The organism is Pyxidicoccus sp. MSG2 (genome assembly GCF_026626705.1).
Classification (GTDB): Bacteria; Myxococcota; Myxococcia; order Myxococcales; family Myxococcaceae; genus Myxococcus.
Window position 1 is genome coordinate 3838523 of sequence record NZ_JAPNKC010000001.1, and the last position, 16012, is coordinate 3854534.

General features: G+C 70.8%; 15 protein-coding genes. 11 read left to right on the plus strand and 4 right to left on the minus strand.

From position 1 onward, the window contains the following. Positions 1-5 precede the first annotated feature (5 nt). The 6 genes from OV427_RS14475 to OV427_RS14500 all read left to right on the plus strand — a co-directional run bounded on the left by OV427_RS14475 (position 6) and on the right by OV427_RS14500 (position 7266). Complete coding sequence (locus OV427_RS14475; RefSeq protein ID WP_267856685.1) at positions 6-1415, plus strand: serine/threonine-protein kinase; 1410 nt, start codon at positions 6-8, stop codon at positions 1413-1415. A 235-nt stretch (positions 1416-1650) separates the two neighbouring features. Then, the gene (locus OV427_RS14480; protein WP_267856686.1) at positions 1651-2652 is read left to right on the plus strand and encodes a hypothetical protein; all 1002 of its coding nucleotides are present in this window, start codon (positions 1651-1653) and stop codon (positions 2650-2652) included. Positions 2653-2895: 243 nt separating this feature from the next. Further along, on the plus strand, positions 2896-3426 hold the full coding sequence (locus OV427_RS14485; protein ID WP_267856687.1) for a hypothetical protein: 531 nt from the start codon (positions 2896-2898) through the stop codon (positions 3424-3426). Positions 3427-3563: 137 nt separating this feature from the next. Further along, a complete protein-coding gene (locus OV427_RS14490; protein WP_267856688.1) occupies positions 3564-5294 on the plus strand; it encodes a hypothetical protein in 1731 nt (576 codons plus the stop codon). A gap of 70 nt (positions 5295-5364) precedes the next feature. Then, positions 5365-6075 carry a hypothetical protein gene (locus tag OV427_RS14495; RefSeq protein WP_267856689.1) on the plus strand — a complete coding sequence of 237 codons (711 nt, stop codon included), beginning with the start codon at positions 5365-5367 and terminating at the stop codon, positions 6073-6075. A gap of 219 nt (positions 6076-6294) precedes the next feature. After that, positions 6295-7266, plus strand: a complete 972-nt coding sequence (locus tag OV427_RS14500) for a sensor histidine kinase (RefSeq protein ID WP_267856690.1) — start codon at positions 6295-6297, stop codon at positions 7264-7266. On the opposite strand, the gene OV427_RS14505 is transcribed toward OV427_RS14500, so the two are convergent. Continuing rightward, positions 7202-7813 (minus strand): cysteine dioxygenase, encoded by a 612-nt coding sequence (locus OV427_RS14505; protein WP_267856691.1) that lies wholly within the window; start codon positions 7811-7813, stop codon positions 7202-7204. The genes OV427_RS14500 and OV427_RS14505 overlap by 65 nt on opposite strands. Before the next feature lie 143 nt (positions 7814-7956). On the opposite strand from OV427_RS14505, the gene OV427_RS14510 reads away from it, so the two are divergent. From OV427_RS14510 to OV427_RS14520, 3 genes are all read left to right on the plus strand, one after another. After that, on the plus strand, positions 7957-9483 hold the full coding sequence (locus OV427_RS14510) for an FAD/NAD(P)-binding protein (RefSeq protein ID WP_267856692.1): 1527 nt from the start codon (positions 7957-7959) through the stop codon (positions 9481-9483). A gap of 193 nt (positions 9484-9676) precedes the next feature. Next, positions 9677-10990, plus strand: coding sequence for a hypothetical protein (locus tag OV427_RS14515; protein ID WP_267856693.1), 1314 nt, complete (start codon positions 9677-9679; stop codon positions 10988-10990). A gap of 133 nt (positions 10991-11123) precedes the next feature. Further along, a complete protein-coding gene (locus OV427_RS14520; protein WP_267856694.1) occupies positions 11124-11987 on the plus strand; it encodes an alpha/beta fold hydrolase in 864 nt (287 codons plus the stop codon). 1 nt (position 11988) lies between these two features. Here OV427_RS14520 and OV427_RS14525 read toward each other — a convergent pair whose 3' ends face one another. Together OV427_RS14525 and OV427_RS14530 are read right to left on the minus strand one after the other, a co-directional pair. After that, positions 11989-12774, minus strand: coding sequence for a 2-keto-4-pentenoate hydratase (locus OV427_RS14525; RefSeq protein WP_267856695.1), 786 nt, complete (start codon positions 12772-12774; stop codon positions 11989-11991). An 84-nt stretch (positions 12775-12858) separates the two neighbouring features. Next, the gene (locus OV427_RS14530) at positions 12859-13176 is read right to left on the minus strand and encodes a hypothetical protein (protein WP_267856696.1); all 318 of its coding nucleotides are present in this window, start codon (positions 13174-13176) and stop codon (positions 12859-12861) included. 195 nt (positions 13177-13371) lie between these two features. Here OV427_RS14530 and OV427_RS14535 point away from each other — a divergent pair, with 195 nt between their 5' ends. Beyond that, entirely contained in the window at positions 13372-13992 is a 621-nt protein-coding gene (locus OV427_RS14535) for an outer membrane beta-barrel protein (protein ID WP_267856697.1), read from the plus strand. Between the two features lie 36 nt (positions 13993-14028). On the opposite strand, the gene OV427_RS14540 is transcribed toward OV427_RS14535, so the two are convergent. After that, positions 14029-14811 carry an SDR family NAD(P)-dependent oxidoreductase gene (locus OV427_RS14540; protein ID WP_267856698.1) on the minus strand — a complete coding sequence of 261 codons (783 nt, stop codon included), beginning with the start codon at positions 14809-14811 and terminating at the stop codon, positions 14029-14031. Positions 14812-14884: 73 nt separating this feature from the next. Here OV427_RS14540 and OV427_RS14545 point away from each other — a divergent pair, with 73 nt between their 5' ends. Beyond that, the gene (locus OV427_RS14545; protein WP_267856699.1) at positions 14885-16012 is read left to right on the plus strand and encodes a UTP--glucose-1-phosphate uridylyltransferase; all 1128 of its coding nucleotides are present in this window, start codon (positions 14885-14887) and stop codon (positions 16010-16012) included.

The window sequence follows — 16012 nt, forward strand, 5'->3', positions numbered from 1 at the left end:
CACCCATGGCGGCGGATTCCGAGAGTACCTTCCGCATCCAGGCCCGGTCTGACCTCGGCGCCTTCGAGCGGGAGCGTGGAGAGACGACCAAGGCCGAACGCGGCCCGGGAACGCTGGCCGGTGAGTACGTCCTCAAGGCGCTGCTGGCCTCGGGTGGACACGGCAGCGTCTACGAGGCCGAGCACCGCATCCTCGGGCGCCGGGCCGCGGTGAAGGTGCTGCACCCGCACCTCGCGGATCAGGGCGAGATGCTCAAGCGCTTCGTGCGCGAGGCGCGGGTGGTGAACCAGATTCACCACCCCAACATCGTGGATGTCTACGACTTCGGCCTGATGCCGGACGGCAGCCCCTACTACGTCATGGAGCTGCTGACCGGGCGCACGCTGAGCCAGGTCGTCCAGGAGCGCGGCAGGCTGTCCGCGTCCCGCGCGCTCGCGTACCTGGAGCCGGTCTGCGCGGCGCTGGATGCCGCGCACAAGGCCGGCGTCGTCCACCGCGACTTGAAGGCCAGCAACGTCCTCGTCATGGAGGAGGGCGAGCGTCCCCGGGTGAAGCTGCTCGACTTCGGCATCGCCAAGCTGCTGTACGCGGAGCCTTCGCAGGAGGGGCTCACCATCGCCGGCCAGCGACTGGGCACCGCGCACGCCATGGCGCCCGAGCAGTTCCGCGGCGGCCCCATCGGTCCGCACACGGACATCTACGCGCTGGGCGTGCTGCTGCACCAGTTGCTCACCGGCCGCTACCCCTTCCAGTGCGAGGACCGCATGGAACTGGAGCGGCTGCACCTGGAGGCGCCCGCGCCCCGGCCCAGCGCGATTGCTCCCGTGTCTCCGGCCGTCGACGCGGTGGTGCTGCGCTGCCTGGAGAAGGACGGCGGCCGGCGCTACGGCAGCGTGGGCGTCTTCCTCGCCGCGCTCAGCGAGGCCGCGGAAGAACCCGTGCAGCCCGCCCGCCGCACCCGCCTGGCGCTCGCCGTCCACTGCGAGGTGGTGCTCGCCTCGTCCGCCCAGGACGACGACGCCGTCTACGCCGTGCTGGCGGACGTGCTGGACGGACTGGAGCAGGGCCTGCGCGGCGGAGGCTTCCTCCTCGCGCTCCAGTCCGGCACCACGCTGCTCGCCATCCGCCCGCTGGAGAATGGCGCCCCCAGCCCGGAGCGCACCGCGTACCTGCGCGAGGCGGAGAACTCGCTGCGCATCCTCCAGCAGGCCGCGCAGAAGCTCGCCGACCCCGTGAGCGCCCACGTCCACCTGTGCATGCACCTGGGCCAGGCCGAGACGCGCGGCGACTCCGGCGAGTCCGAAGTCGTGGGTGGCCCCGTCACCGACGTCGGCGCCTGGAGGCTGCGCGCCGCGGACGGCTTCGCCCTCACGCCAGCCGCCTCACTCGCCCTGGAATTTCCGGAGCCTGAGTAATCACTGGAACACAGGCGAATCTGTGAGTCCAAGACAACCCGTTTCGCACCACACACACCGGGTGTCTGTGTTTTAACCCAGACGGCAATATTCCATCTGGTCGCATTTCATCTCACCGCCTCGCCTCGTCACACTTCCCTTACCTGCCAGCGACAGCGTTTTTGTTTTTCGACGCTGGAACTGGTGGGCGCCACGGCGACCGGCCGCAAGCCGGGCGCTTCAAGCGGGGGGAGTCATGCGCCTCACACCAGCATCGCAGTCTCGCAGTGGAAGTCGTGTCAGCCGTGAGTGGAGCCAACGCTGGCTCACCTGGGGCCTCCTGGGACTGACACTGGGGGTGGGAAGCGCAGGATGCGGTTCAGCAGACGTGCCCGACACGAGCCCCGACGCGAGCCCCGGAGACGAGCTCGGGGTGGTGCTCGCGGCAGAACAGACAGACAACGGCCTGTCGACGAATGGCTTGTCAACAAATGGCCTGTCAACGAATGGCCTGTCAACGAATGGCCTGTCGACGAATGGGCTCTCCACCAACGGCTTCAAGACGTGGTTCAACCAGGACGTCGCCACCGCCAACGCGGTGATGCAGTACGTGGTGAAGTGCGCGGTGCCGGCGGGGCAGACGCGCAGCTTCACCAACCCACTGACGGGGGTGACGTACACCTGGGCCGGCAGCCTGGGGCTGGCGTCGGCCTGGGCCTCGGGCTCGACGGCGACGGAGCTGGAGCAGGAGGTGGTGTCCGCCTGCCTCGCGGCGCACGCCAACAAGTACGGCATCCACATCCCCATCTCCGTGCAGGGCCGCACCGCGCAGGGCGCGGTCATCCCCTACACGAGCTCGGAGCTGTCGACGTACAGCGAGCAGGAGGCGTGCTTCTTCGGCAACCTCTTCGACGGCACCGGCATCTTCGCCGCCAACGACCGGGCCTACCTCAGCTCCGAGGAGAGCACCTCGCGCGCCTGCGGACTGTCCTCCAGCGCGACGGCCTCCGACTGCCCGCCCATCGTCCACATGGGCTCGTGCGCGAGCCTGTGCGAGCGGGCCGGCCCCTCCTCCGACCCGAAGCCGTACTACCTGCGGTGCACGTACAACGGGAAGAACTACCGGCCCATCTCCACGCGCATCCGGCCGCAGGAAATCTACCGGTGCGGCGACGGCACGTGTCAGTTCACCGAGAAATGCGGCACCGGCACGGCCTACAACAACTGCCAATCCGACTGCGGCACGTGTGGGCCCTGAGCGGTGCGAGGCCTTGACGTGGCTCGAAGTCCGCGCCGCGTGTCTCGTGACGCCGCGCGGCCCCGCTACCGCTCAATCACAAACACAGGCCCGCCGGAGCGGCCCCTCCGGCGTGTTGCGCGGCGGACACCCTCCTGCCCGGGGGCCCGATGCCCCGCCGGACAGCTGGAGACCTCTCGGGTTTTGATATAGCGAGACCCTCCGCGGGTTGTCTGGCGAAGCCTCCAGCGCCTGGGGGTCTGGATGAACACGGAACACATGCTGGAAGCGCCGGAGGGCACCGACCTCGCCGGCGTCGCGGTGGACGGCCTGCTGTGCGAGGCGCCACCGGAAGCGGGGCCCTCTCCCGATGGCCACCCCGAGTCGCTGGAGTCCTGGCTTCCGGCCCGTGAGGCCTGGGAGGAGGAGGGCGCGAACCGCGACAGTCCTTCGCGACGAGGCCAGCGCGCGTGGAGGGGGGAAGAGGCAGAGCCGCTGGAGGCCAGGGACAGGCCGACGTTGAGAATCCGGGCGCCACTGGTCCCCGAGGCCGCGACTCCGGCGAGCGTCATGTTCCGCGCCACGGCGGTGCTGGGCATGGCCCTGGGGCTCGCAACGGCGGTGCTGGCGGTGCTCGGGTGGCGGCCCTCCGTGAAGCTCTCGGACCTGGTAGGCCCCCAGCCTGGGCGGGACGCAGCCGTGACTCCGAGGAAGACGCCCGAGCCTCCAGCCCTGAAACCACAAGCCCGCCAAGGTGTGGCTCGCCCCCCGGACAAAGCCGCTGTCAGTCCGTGACCTGTCTGTACCCGCGCTCCTCCACGGCCATGCGCCCACGATAGCGACTCCATCAGAGCGGCCATCCACGCGCCTGATGCAACCACTCCCACGCGTCAGTCTTTACTACTATCTCCCGAATTACCGGGAGAAGACGCATGACCGGTGGTTGCGTGGGTGCCCGAGCTGTCGCGGCGTTGGCGCTGATGGGACTGGTGCTGCTGTCGGGTTGCCAGGGCTGGGGAGGCCAGCGGCTCGAGCCCTGGCTGGAGAGCACCCCGCTTCGCTACCGCCCCGCGTCGCCTCCACCGTTTCCCCGTGCAGCGCCGCGCGATGATGGCGGAGGCGGCACCCTGGGCGGCGCCGAGCTGGGCCGCTTCATGGCCTTCGTGCGCGAGAAGCAGGTGGCACTGCGCCGTCCCCGGGTGACGGAGGCCGAGCGCCGCACGGGGGAAGCGGCGCTGCTGGAGCTGCTGGCCTGGCTGAATGAGCGGAGCGAGGAGCAGCTGGCGCGCGAGGAGCCGGAGGAGGTGTACCTGCGCTTCAAGGTGGCGCGGGTGCAGCGGGGCCGCGAGGCGGACGCGCGCGACAGGGCCGTGGAAGCGAAGCTGGAGGAGCACTGGCAGTGGGCGCGGGAGCGCAGCCGGCTGCTGGCCTCGCGACACTTCCGCAAGGCGGGCCGCGAGTGGCTGGTGACGGAGAGTGCGCTCTACGAGGGCGCGCAGGACGCCCTTACGTCGGCGGTGCTGGCCTGGGCCTACGCGCACACGGAGGACCCGGACTACCTGCGCAAGAGTCCGCAGGAGGTGGCGGTGTACCTGCTGGCGAAGCGCAGCGCACTGGCCACGGCGCTGGAGTTGGGCCACGCGTCGCCGCCGCACCTGGACTGGGTGCCCGAGTCCATGGAGGCCGTGCCCGTCGAGGAGGTGCTGGTGGAGGTGGCGGTGGGGCTGGTGCCGCTGGTGGGTGAGTCGGCGGACCTGCTGGGCGCGGCGACGGGCGTCAGCGTGCTGGGCCGGGAGCTGAGCCCCGAGGAGCGGCTGCTGTGCGCGGTGGCGGTGCTGATTCCCGTGGTGGCTGGCAGCGCGCTGGCCGAGGGCGCTGGTGCTTCAAGGGCGGCGCTGCTGACCGGGCGAGGATTGCAGGAGGCGCAGGTGCTCCAGCGCGTGGCGCAGCATTTGGCGCCCGGGGAGGGAGAGCGGGTGCGGCGACTGCTGCGGCTGGCCGGGCAGGGCAGGACGGTGCCCGCCGAGGAGCTGAAGTGGATGCACGCGCTGGCGCAGCGGCTGCGCGGCCCGTTGGCGGAAGTCGCGGAGGCGGTGAAGGCGGGGGCCCGGGTACCGCTGCTGGGCTCGCGCGCCACGGCGGAGGGCATGAGACTGGTGCCGGGCAGTGCCGAGCACCTGGCGCAGGCGTGGGTGGACTACCAGTTCCGCCACCCGGGCAGGTATCCACACTTCGAATTCGCACCGGACTCCACGTGGGAGCGGATGTACCGCACGGTGCTGGAGAACAAGGGCAAGGGAAGTGAGTTCGAGCAGCAGGTGCTCAAGGCGCGAGGCTACGAGAAGAACACGGCCATGATGCTGCCTCCGCCCGGTAGCAGTGTGGAGCAGGGCTTCATCCCGGACTCGGTGGTGGGGAGTCCCGAGGAGCTCGTGTGGGGCAGGCCCTACCGCTTCGTCGAGGTGAAGGGCCGAGCGGAGATGTCCCTCACCGGCAATCTCGAAGCCATGCTCGACTATGTCGAGAGATATGGCGGGCATGTCGAGGTATGGTTTCGCTCGGCGCGACACTCCAGCGGACAGACCCGCCTTTCGGAGCCTCTGCACAAGCGACTCACCGAGCAAGGCACCCGAAGCGAGGCGTTGGTCCGGTGGTACCCTTGAGTCAGTGATGGCACCACGCCACCTCAGTACCTCCATCCATTTGCCGCCAGGCCCTCCGTCCTCGGAAGCCATGCGCAAGCTCGTTCATCTCCTGTTCAACGAGTACCGCTGGTTCCGGCCCGTGCACTTCGGACGGGCACGCATGGTCGGACGTCTGGACGCCGCCGACCAGGACTACAGCGCGCTGCTGACCTACTTCGAGGAGTTCCAGAACATCACCATCACCGCGCACACGGACCGGGACTACGTGATGGTCTTCCCAGCGAAGAATGCCGCTCAACCCTTTGCGGGAAAACTCATCTGGGGAACCTCCATCACCGAGGCGAAGAAGCCTGGATGGCGAGGCGCGCACCTGAATCAGGTGGCCGAGGTCATGAAGCTGCTGGACTCGCCCCTGGCCCAGACGGGAATGGCCGATGACATGGACCGCAAGACCCTGCGGCTCGTCCCCAGCCCTGACGGCTTCGGCTCCATCGAAACCTTCACCGTCCGAGACCCCAGCGAAGGCCTCGCCGGGCTCTACTGGCGCAACTTCTTCGGCCCGCCCTTCGTGCGCCTGTTCGGAGACCACCTCCTGTCCCTCCCTCCGGACACCGTCCAGGAGCTCGGCGGCGGGCGCATCCTCGTCCAGCCCTACGCGCTCCCCACCCAGGTGATGACGCCGGAAGGAAATGCCGCCGAGCAGCGCCTCATCACCGTGCTCGGTCCCGAGTGCTTCTATGACCACTCGCGGCACCGGAAGCCCACACGCTGCCCGGAGCTTTCTCTACCCACACCGTGATTCGCCGCGCGCAACGGACGCGAGAACATCCAGTCGCCAACGTCGCGGCATCCCGGTAGAGCGCCACCTGACAAGAATCCGAGCAGGGCAGCGGGGGGCACGCCGGTTCCTCACCTCTGCTCCCTTGCCGCCACCCCCATCCCGGTGTTGACTGCACGGGTCTGCCGCGACTTCCGGGCCCCGTTTGTGGGCAGGCACCGACCGCCGGAGCAGGATGTGATGACGCTACGAGCGAGGGTGTTGCTGATGGCGGCGGTGGCGCGGAGGCGCGGAACGCTCCGGCGCGCCTTCGACGCGGTCCACGGCCCCACCGGCCGGCCCCGTCGCGAGGACACCACGCTGCTGGAGGACACCGTGCGGGAGCGGACGGCGGAGCTGGAGGCCGCCAACGCCAAGCTGTCCCGCAGCCTGGAGCAGCTTCGCGCCACCCAGGCCCAACTGCTCTTCGCGGACCGGCTGATTGCCCTTGGCCGTATCGCCGCCGGCGTGGGTCACGAAATCAACAACCCGCTCGCCTTCATCCTCAGCAACCTCGAGTACATCCACCAGGAGCTCCAGCAGAAGGCGCAGCTGTCCGAGCAGGAGCGCCAGGAAGTCCTGGAGGCCCTCGCGGAGACGCGCGACGGCGCCGAGCGCATCCGGCTCATCGTCCGTGACTTGCAATCGCTCTCACGCGCCGAGGACGTGGGCACCGGCCCGTCGGACCTGGCCTCGGTGCTGCGCACGGCGGCGAAGATGGCCATGCACGAGCTGCGTCCCCGCGCGCGCCTGGTGGTGGAATGCGAGGGCGTGCCGCCGGTGCAGGGCAACGGCTCGCGGCTGGGCCAGGTGTTCCTCAACCTGCTGCTCAACGCGGCGCAGGCCATTGCCCCGGGCAATGTGGCGGAGAACGTGGTGCGCGTGGTGGCCCGGACCGCCCTGCCCGGCCGCATCGAGGTGGAGGTGAGCGACACCGGCTGCGGCATCTCCCCCGAGCACCGCGAGCGCATCTTCGACCCGTTCTTCACCACCAAGCCGCTGGGCGTGGGCACCGGCCTGGGGCTCGCGGTGTGCCATGGCATCGTCACCTCGCTGGGCGGCACGCTGACGGTGGACAGCGCCCCGGGCCGGGGCAGCACCTTCCGCGTCAACCTGCCCGTGGCGGGCGCCTTCGCGCAGCCCTCGCGCCCTCAGGCGGACGCGGCGGCCTGAGCACGCCCCGCAGCGCCAGCTCCGCGTCCAGCGTCGGCGTCACGCTCGCGTCGTACCGCGTCATCCCCACCATGGGCGGCGCGTACAGGTGCAGCGACACGGCGCCATGACGGGATGCGTTGTGGATGCGGTGGATGGTCTCCGCGCGCTCCAGGAGGAAGTCCCCCTCCTCCGCGGCCGAGCGCTCGTCGGGCAGCAGCCGGTCCCCACCCCAGGCGTAGCGCGTCTCCTGGAGCTGGCCGCGCACCACCCAGGACACCCCCGAGGAGCCGCCATGGTCATGCACCCGGGAGACCTGTCCCGGCAGCCAGCAGACGAGCAGCAGCTCACACGCGTCCGTCCTGTCGAGGACGCGCCGCGCATAACCCGCGGCGTCGTAGCGGACGAGCGACTCGAGGAGCCGCCAGTCGGGCCGGCTCGAGCGGAGCCGCTCCACCAGCCAGTCCAGGGACGGCACCTCATGGGTCTGCTCTGGGAGCGACCAGCCGAGCACGTCCATGGCCCTGGGACAGCCCTCGCTCCCTTCCTCGCCGGAGTGCTCGCGCATGGTGTCCTCCCGGGTGTGCGTCGGAGTGTGCGCATCGTCTCCGACCCTGGCCAGGGTGGATTGTCACCTTGTCGCTCGTGACGCCTGGACGGTGGGCAGCCTCCGAGGGTGCCCCCGGGGCGGACACGACATACGATTGCGGCGTGCGAGCACAGATGGGTTGTTGGGACGTGGCCATCGTTGGAGGGGGGGCCAGCGGGACGCTGCTGGCGTTGAACCTCTTGAAGAGCGCGAGTGCGCCCCTCCGCGTCGTACTCGTGGAGCGGAGCGGACGGGTGGGCCGGGGCCTAGCGTACTCCACGGACAGCTCGCGTCACCTGCTCAACGTTCCCGCCGGGAGGATGGGCGCCTTCCCGGACGACCCCGAGCACTTCCTGCGCTGGATGCGGCGCGAGGCCCCCGACACGGCCCCCGGCGACTTCGTCCCGCGCCAGCGCTACGGCCACTACCTGGAGTCGGTGCTGCGGGACTTCGTCGCGCACGCGCCGACGGGCATCCACCTGGAGGTGGTGGCGGCGGACGTGGTGTCGGTGCGCGAGGACGCGGGCCGGGTGCTGCTCTCGCTGTCGGGCGGTGGACAGCTGGAGGCGCGCGCGGCGGTGCTGGCGCTGGGCAACGCGCTGCCGGCGGACCTGCGGGTGCCGGACGGAGGGCTGTACGCGAGCGCGCGCTACCACCGCTCACCGTGGGCGCCGGGGGCGCTGCTCGACGTGGGTCCCCGGGACACGGTGCTGCTCATCGGCACGGGGCTCACCATGGTGGACACGGTGCTGTCACTGGAGGAGCGCGGGCACCGGGGCATCATCCACGCGGTGTCACGGCACGGGCTCCTGCCGCACGTGCACCGGCGCGGAGCGCTGAGCTACTCGACGACGTATTCATCTCCCGGCATCCGGGACGTGCTGCGCGCGCTGCGCCAGGAAGTGCTGCGGGTGTGCGAGGAGTGGGAGGGCGCCGACGGCCGCATGCACCCGATTCCCATCCGCATCCGCGCGGTGCTGCGCATCATGCGCCAGGAGGTGAAGCGGGCAACGGACGCGGGGGCGGACTGGCGGACGGTGGTGGACGCGCTGCGCCCGGCCACGGTGCCCCTGTGGCACCGGCTGACGGAGGGCGAGCGGCGGCGCTTCCTGCGCCACCTGCGCTCGCACTGGGAGGTGCACCGGCACCGGATGGCGCCGAGCATCGGCGACACGGTGGAGCGGCTGCGCGGCGAGGGCCGGCTGTTCCTCCACGCGGCGCGCGTGCGGAGCTTCCGGCTGGAGGACGCGGGCGTGGAGGCGCGCCTGCGGCCGCGCGGGGACACCCAGGAAACCGTGTTGCACGTACAACATGTAGTCAACTGTACCGGACCCGAGGGCGCCATCACCCGGGGCCACCCGCTGCTCAAGGCCATGGCGGATGCGGGGCTGGTGAGCCCGGACGTGCTGGGCATGGGGCTGGCGACGGACGGGGACGGCGCGCTGCTCGACTTGAGCGGCCGGGCCTCCGGGCGGCTCTACACGCTGGGCCCGCCGCGCCGGGGCGAGCTGTGGGAGACGACGGCCGTGCCCGAGATTCGCACCCAGGCGCGGGCGCTGGCCGAGCACCTGCTGCAGCGGCTGGGGCCCGCGCCGGTGACGCGCGCGCCGGTGGAACTGGAGCACGGCGGGGTGCCGCTGGAGCGTTGAGCGGAGGACTCCGGCGGGACGGTGCGCCCGGCCCGAGCGGCGAACCAGGGCGGGAGGACGCCTCGGGACTTCCGGCGCGCTGCTCGTGCGGAGGGCGCCCGGACAGGCGGTGAAGTCCTCCAGGCGACAGGAGGGAACCCCGGTGCGCGGCATTTCGTGAGAACCTCGGGGCGCCTCGCTGGAGTCCCCCCGCATGCCCTCCCCCCGACCCCTCCTCGCCCTTGCCGGCGGCGTGCTCGCCATCATCCTCGCGAGCCTTGGAGGCGTGGCGTACGTGACGCTGCGCACGGGACCGCTGGCCGAGCGGCTGGTGCGGGACGTGGAGGCGATGGCCCGGACCCGCTACCCGCGTCCGTCGCATGTGACACCCGCGGTGCCCGGGACGTTCGCGCAGCACCTGGACCCGCTGATGGGAGAGGTGCTGCGGCTGTACCGCGAGCGGTCCGTGGCCTTCCAGTCCGTGGCCCCCGCATTTCCGTGCCGCGCCGTCATCGAAGGCCGGGAGCCTGTCTCCGCGCTGCCCACGCCGTGCCAGGAGGAATGGAAGAAGGGACGGGAGCTGGTGGCACGGGTGCTGGCGGCCACCCACGCGGAGGAGGGCGGGCTGCCGGAGGGGATGGGAGACCTGGCGTCTCCAACGCATCCGTACGCGGACACGGGTATGCCGGCGCTGCTGCATGTGATTCAACTGGCCGCGCTGGAGACTCGGTTACTGCTGGCGGAGGGACAGGCGGAGAAGGCGGTGGACACCTGCCTGGACACGCTGGCGCTGAGCCGGGAGCTGACACTGGGTGGAGGGCTGATAGGACAGATGACCTCCGCGACGGGACAGGGGCTCCTGTACCGGCCCTGCGCGGCGGCGCTGGATGCAGCGCCGATGGAGCGCAAGCGGAGCGCGGTGGCGCAGCTATCGCGGCTGGCGGAGGGGCAGCTGCCCTTCTCGCAGATGCTGAAGCAGGAGTCCGTCGTGATGCAGCTCATGCTCTTCGGCGAGCTGATGCCCGCGGAGCTGCTGGCCGCGCTGCCGGAGGGTGCTCGGGAGGCCGCCACGAAGCCGCCCGCCCTGTCGATGGCCCTGGAGGATTCCCTCACCACCCGGTTCATGTGGCGGAAGGTGGTGGAGGGATTCGACGCGCTGATTGCAGTAGCGGACCGCGAGCCCGCGGCACGGCGGCGAGCCTTCGAGACCTTCGACGCACAGAGCGCCAGCGCGCTGTTCCCCGTCGATGGCCCGAGCGGCGTCAACTACAGCGAGTACGCGGAGCGGGTGGACCTGGCCCGGCTCCAGCACGACGCGCTCATCTCCCTGGTGGAGGCGGACCTGAAGCGCACGGAGGAGGGCCGCTGGCCGGAGCGGGTGACGAGCCGGGCGCACCGGTCCTTCGTGCTGGAGTCCAGCAACCTCGGCGAGGCCCGGCTCAAGCCCTGCGCGCCCTCGCAGGCGGAGCAGGCGCTGCGGGTGACGGCGGATGTGCCTTCCGGCGTGTGGGTGCGACAGACGCCGTGATGAGGAACGCCGCGGCCGCTTGAGCCCCGCCCGCCCCCTCCACCCCCGAGCAGGCAGGCCACGACCGCCAGCCTGTCCGGGTGCGCCTCGAGGGCTACCTTCCTGGCGGACCTCACACAGCCGGGGAGCGAGCATGGGCCTGTTGGCACACACGAGTCTGCGCCTCGCCGAGCGCGCGGGAAGTCGTCGGGCACTGGAAGGACTGGGCGGGCTGCCCATGGGCGCGCTGCGCAGCACGTGGCACCAGGTGAACGACCTGCGCATCCACACGCGCGTCTCCGCCCAGCCCGTGCCGGGCCGCGCGTGGAGCGTCGTCCTCCTCCACGGCCTCGTCGCGTCCAGCACGTACATGGTGCCCACCGGCATGGGCCTCGCGCCGTACTTCCGCGTCTACGCGCCGGACCTGCCCGGCTTCGGCCGCAGCCAGAAGCCCCGCCGCCCGCTCGACGTGGCCGGCCTCGCGGACTCGCTCGCCGCGTGGATGGACGCCGCCGGCCTCGAGAACCCCGCCCTCGTCGCCAACTCCTCCGGCTGCCAGTTCGCCGTGGACTTCGCGTCGCGCTACCCCGAGCGCTGCGGACCGCTGGTGCTGCTCGGGCCCACGCTCGACACCCGCCACCACGGCACCCCGAAGCAGGTGGTGCGCTGGCTCGCGGACGGCGTGCGCGAGCCCCCGTCCCTCAACGTCATCATGGCGCAGGACTACCGCACCTTCGGCCTCCTCCGCGCCCTGCGCTCCCTCCGCTCCGCACGCAAGGACGTGCCCGAGGAGAAGCTCCCCCACGTCCGCTCACCCGTGCTCGTGGTGCGCGGCGCGAAGGACCGCATCTTCCCGCGCACCCGCGCCGAGGCACTGGTGCAAAGCCTCCCCCAGGGCCGCCTGGAGGAGGTGCCCGGCGCCGGCCACACACTCAACTTCAACGCGCCGGAAGCCGTGGTGAAGCTCATCCGCCGCTACCTCTACGAACTGGAGGCGCGCGGCGAAGCCCAGCCCTGACTCAGGCCGACGACACCGCCACCGAGCCCAGCCCCTCCACCGTCAACTGCACCCTGTCTCCGGGCCGCAGCATGTGCGCGGCCGTCGCGGCGCCCGCCAGGACGATGCTCCCCGCCGGCAGCACCTGCCCGCGCTGCGCCAGCAACTCGCAGAGCTGGATGACGGACACCACCGGGTCCCCGGAGATGGCATCCGAGCGCGCCGCCTGCACCACCTCGCCGTTGACGGACATCTTCATCTCCAGCCGCGTCAAGTCGAGCGCGCGCGGCGGATGCTCCGCGGTGCCGAGCACGAACAGCGATGACGACGAGTTGTCCGCCACCACGTCCGGCAGGGAGAAGTACTTGAAGTCCCGGTAGCGTGAGTCGAGGATTTCCATCGCCGCGAAGACGGACGCGCACGCATCCAGCACCTGCTCGCGCGTCACCTTCCCGCCCAGCTCGCGCGAGGTGCGGAAGGCAATCTCCGGCTCGATTTTCGGGTGGATGCCCTGCCCCACCTGGATGACGCCGTCCGCCGGCACCTGCATCCGGTCCGTGAGGACGCCGTACACCGGCGAGTCCAGGTTCATCTGCCGCCGCTTCGCCTCCGAGGTGAGCCCCATCTTCAGGCCCACCACGCGCTCACCCCGCGACAGGCGCAGGCGGATGCCGCCCTCTTGGATGGCGTAGGCGTCCGCCAGCGCGAGGTGCGGCAGCTCGCGGGTGAGCGGCGCCACCTCGCGGCGCTCCAGGCGCGCGGAGTCCAGCGCGAGGGCAAGCTGCTCGTGGTCCACAGGTGCGGTCATCCCCGTCCCTCTCTCTCTCGTCAAAAGTGGCCGGCGAGCTTCTGGCACCCGCGCGCGGGCGCGCAAGCACACCGTGCCGCACTGTCAGCGGTTGAAGGCAACCAGGGTCATGAAGGCCAGAAGCGCGAGCGTCCCCAGGGCGACGAGCCCGTACGCCCCCACGCTCACGAGCCGCGCATTCCCCGGCACGCCCACCCGGCCCAGCCCCCGGTAGACGACGGCGATGCCCGCCAGGAAGGTGGCCGCCGTCAGGCCGAGCGTCACCATCATCCCGAAGCCCGCGCGGGCGCCCAGCGCCTTGCCCGCAATCAGGAGCCCCACCATCAGCCACGCACCGGAGATGAAGAGACTGCCCGCGAAGGTCGCAGCCGCGACGAGCAGCCCCCGGACGGCGGTGTTCATGACGGCACCACCCTGTCCAGGGTCAGCGGCTCCAGCACGCGCGCGTCCGGGGTGTTCACCATGCGCCGGCAGGCTACCCGAGACGCCGGGAGGACTCACGGCGCCCCGCGTGAATATTGGCCTTCGCCCTCCGTCCTGCTGCATAACGTCGATAGCCCAGGCCGGACGGGCCCATTCGGTTCAAGGAATCTCTTCATGCGACACACTCCATGGATTGTCTCGGCAGTGCTGCTCACGGCGACCGCGGCGAGCGCCCGCGACGAGGACCGCCGTGACGACGGCTTCCACGAGCACGACGGCTTCTACCTGCGCCTGCAGGTGGGCGGTGGCTACAACCGCGCCTCGGTGGTGGGCGAGGACGTGGCCGTCAAGGGCGGCGCGGCCGGCGTCAACGCCGAAATCGGCGCCGCGCTGACGCGCAACTTCATCCTCTACGGGAAGCTCTTCGGCACGTCCGTGCCCAGCCCGGACATCGAGGTGGGCGACCTGACCATCGAGGGCCAGGACGAGGACGTGAGCCAGAACTACGGGGCGCTCGGCGTGGGCTTCACGTACTACATCATGCCCGCCAACGTGTACCTGTCCGGCGCGCTCTCGTTCGCCCAGCTCACCATCAACGAGAACGGCGAGAAGATTGCCGAGACGGACGTGGGCGGCGGCCTCCACCTGGGCATCGGCAAGGAGTGGTGGGTGAGCAAGAACTGGGGCCTGGGCCTCGGTGCCGAGCTCGCGCTCGGCCGCGTGCCGGAGAAGGACGAGAGCGCGAAGTGGAACGTCGTCAACGGCATGGTCTTCCTGTCCGCGACGTTCAACTGAAGTGACGGCACGGTGGGCGGCCCCGTGCCGCCCGCCTCAGCCCTGCTGGTTGAGGTTCGCCGCGACGGAGCGCACGGCGAAGCGGGGGCTGAAGCGCACCATGAATGCGCCCAGCCAGTTGAGCACGCCGTGCACCGCGAGCACGCTCCCGCGCATCATCGCCGCGTAGGCGTGGGCGGCCACGTCCGGCGCCTTCGCCACGCCGGACCGCTGGAACAGGCGCGACTTGTGGTTGCCGGCCCGCTGGGCGAACTCGGTGTGCGTGGCGCCGGGGCAGTGGCACGTCACCGTCACCCCGGTGCCATTCAGCTCGTGCGACAGCGCCTCCGACAGCGACATCACGAAGGCCTTGGTCGCGTAGTACGTGGCCATGTACGGCCCGGGCTGGAAGCCGGCGGTGGAGGCGACGTTGAGGATGCGCCCGGCGCCGCGCTCGCGCATGGGCCGCGCGAACAGGTACGTCAGCTTCAGCAGGGAGGTGCAGTTGACCTGCACCATCTCCGCCTCGCGCGCCAGGTCCTGCTCCAGGAACGCGCCGGCGGAGCCGAAGCCCGCGTTGTTGACGAGGAAGTCCACCGTCAGCCCCTTCGCGCGCACCGCCTCGAAGAGCTTCTCGGGCGCGTCCGGCTGGCCCAGGTCCGCCGGCAGCACGTGGGCCTTCACCCCGTGCTCCTTCTCCAGCTTCTCCGCGAGCGCCTCCAGCCGCGCGGCGCCGCGTGCCACCAGGATGACGTCGTGTCCGTCCCGGGCGAAGCACTGCGCGAACTGCTCGCCGAGTCCGGCCGAGGCGCCGGTGATGAGGGCCACTTTGCGCGACATGAGTATTGCCTCCTGGGGCACCTTATATCTTTTGGCATTGCATTCATGCACGCGGGCGGGAAAGCCTTCCCCCATGTCCTCTGACAAGACTGACGCGGAACTCGAAAGTCCCCAGCTCGCGCGCGACGGCTTCGACGTCGCCAGCTTTCGCGACCTGCTCGCCCGGCTCAAGCGCGGGGAGCTCGCCGAGGCCGCGGCGCCCACGAGCGCGCTGCAGCCGCTCCACGAAGGCGACGTCCAGCCCCTGCCCCGCCCGGGCACGCCCGACTACGAGAAGTACCGCGCGCGCGGTGAGGAAGCGTTCCGCAAGGGCCAGGTGGCCGCCCTCATCGTGGCCGGCGGCGCGGGCACGCGCTTCGGCGGCGCGGTGAAGGCGCTGGTTCCCGTCTACGGCGAGCGCACCTTCCTGGACATCAAGCTCGAGGAGGGACGCCGACTGGAGGCGCGCTTCGGGCGTCCGGTGCCCATGGCGGTGATGACGTCGTACCTCACGCACGACGGCATCGAGGAGCACCTGAAGAAGACGGGGCAGACGAAGAACGTGCACCTGTTCCGCCAGCGGATGCTGCCGCGCCTGACGGCCTCGCATGAGCTGTGGCGGGACGCGGAAGGCCAGCTGTCCTTCGCGCCGTCGGGCCACGGCGACGTCTTCCGCGCCCTGCGCGACAGCGGCGTGGGCGAGGCGCTGCGCAAGCAGGGCGTGCGGCAGGTCTACTTCTCCAACGTGGACAACCTCGCCGCCACGCTGGACCCGGCCGTCATCGGCATGCACCTGGAGCTGGGCAAGCAGATGACGGTGGAAGTCACGCCGCGCGCCAACCCCGGCGGTGCGCTGGACGCGGGCGCCGCGCCGGTGCGGCTCAACGGCATGCTCCAGCTCGTGGAGAAGGTGGACCCGACGAAGCACGCCACCATCTCCACCAACAACATCACCTTCGATTTGGAGCCCCTGCTCGACAAGGCCATCCCCATCCCCTACCGCGTCGTCACCAAGAAGGTGGACGGCCAGTCGGTGATTCAGTTGGAGCAGGTGACGGCGGAGGCCAGCAGCCTCACCCGGACGGACGGCCAGCCGCTGCTGCCCGTGACGTTCATCGAGGTGGAGCGCGTGGACCCGGCCAACAGTCGCTTCGAGCCGGTGAAGGCCCCGGAGGACTTCCCGCGCGTGAAGGACCGCCTCCGGGCGCGGATGGGGAGCTGA

Bases quoted from the DNA above. Each gene is read 5' to 3' on its own strand.
- OV427_RS14525 (WP_267856695.1), bottom strand. From the start codon at position 12,774: ATGACCGCACCTGTGGACCACGAGCAGCTTGCCCTCGCGCTGGACTCC.
- OV427_RS14520 (WP_267856694.1), top strand. From the start codon at position 11,124: ATGGGCCTGTTGGCACACACGAGTCTGCGCCTCGCCGAGCGCGCGGGA.
- OV427_RS14495 (WP_267856689.1), top strand. From the start codon at position 5,365: ATGCGCAAGCTCGTTCATCTCCTGTTCAACGAGTACCGCTGGTTCCGG.
- OV427_RS14540 (WP_267856698.1), bottom strand. From the start codon at position 14,811: ATGTCGCGCAAAGTGGCCCTCATCACCGGCGCCTCGGCCGGACTCGGC.
- OV427_RS14535 (WP_267856697.1), top strand. From the start codon at position 13,372: ATGCGACACACTCCATGGATTGTCTCGGCAGTGCTGCTCACGGCGACC.
- OV427_RS14500 (WP_267856690.1), top strand. From the start codon at position 6,295: ATGACGCTACGAGCGAGGGTGTTGCTGATGGCGGCGGTGGCGCGGAGG.
- OV427_RS14505 (WP_267856691.1), bottom strand. From the start codon at position 7,813: ATGCGCGAGCACTCCGGCGAGGAAGGGAGCGAGGGCTGTCCCAGGGCC.
- OV427_RS14530 (WP_267856696.1), bottom strand. From the start codon at position 13,176: ATGAACACCGCCGTCCGGGGGCTGCTCGTCGCGGCTGCGACCTTCGCG.
- OV427_RS14515 (WP_267856693.1), top strand. From the start codon at position 9,677: ATGCCCTCCCCCCGACCCCTCCTCGCCCTTGCCGGCGGCGTGCTCGCC.
- OV427_RS14490 (WP_267856688.1), top strand. From the start codon at position 3,564: ATGACCGGTGGTTGCGTGGGTGCCCGAGCTGTCGCGGCGTTGGCGCTG.
- OV427_RS14480 (WP_267856686.1), top strand. From the start codon at position 1,651: ATGCGCCTCACACCAGCATCGCAGTCTCGCAGTGGAAGTCGTGTCAGC.
- OV427_RS14485 (WP_267856687.1), top strand. From the start codon at position 2,896: ATGAACACGGAACACATGCTGGAAGCGCCGGAGGGCACCGACCTCGCC.
- OV427_RS14475 (WP_267856685.1), top strand. From the start codon at position 6: ATGGCGGCGGATTCCGAGAGTACCTTCCGCATCCAGGCCCGGTCTGAC.
- OV427_RS14545 (WP_267856699.1), top strand. From the start codon at position 14,885: ATGTCCTCTGACAAGACTGACGCGGAACTCGAAAGTCCCCAGCTCGCG.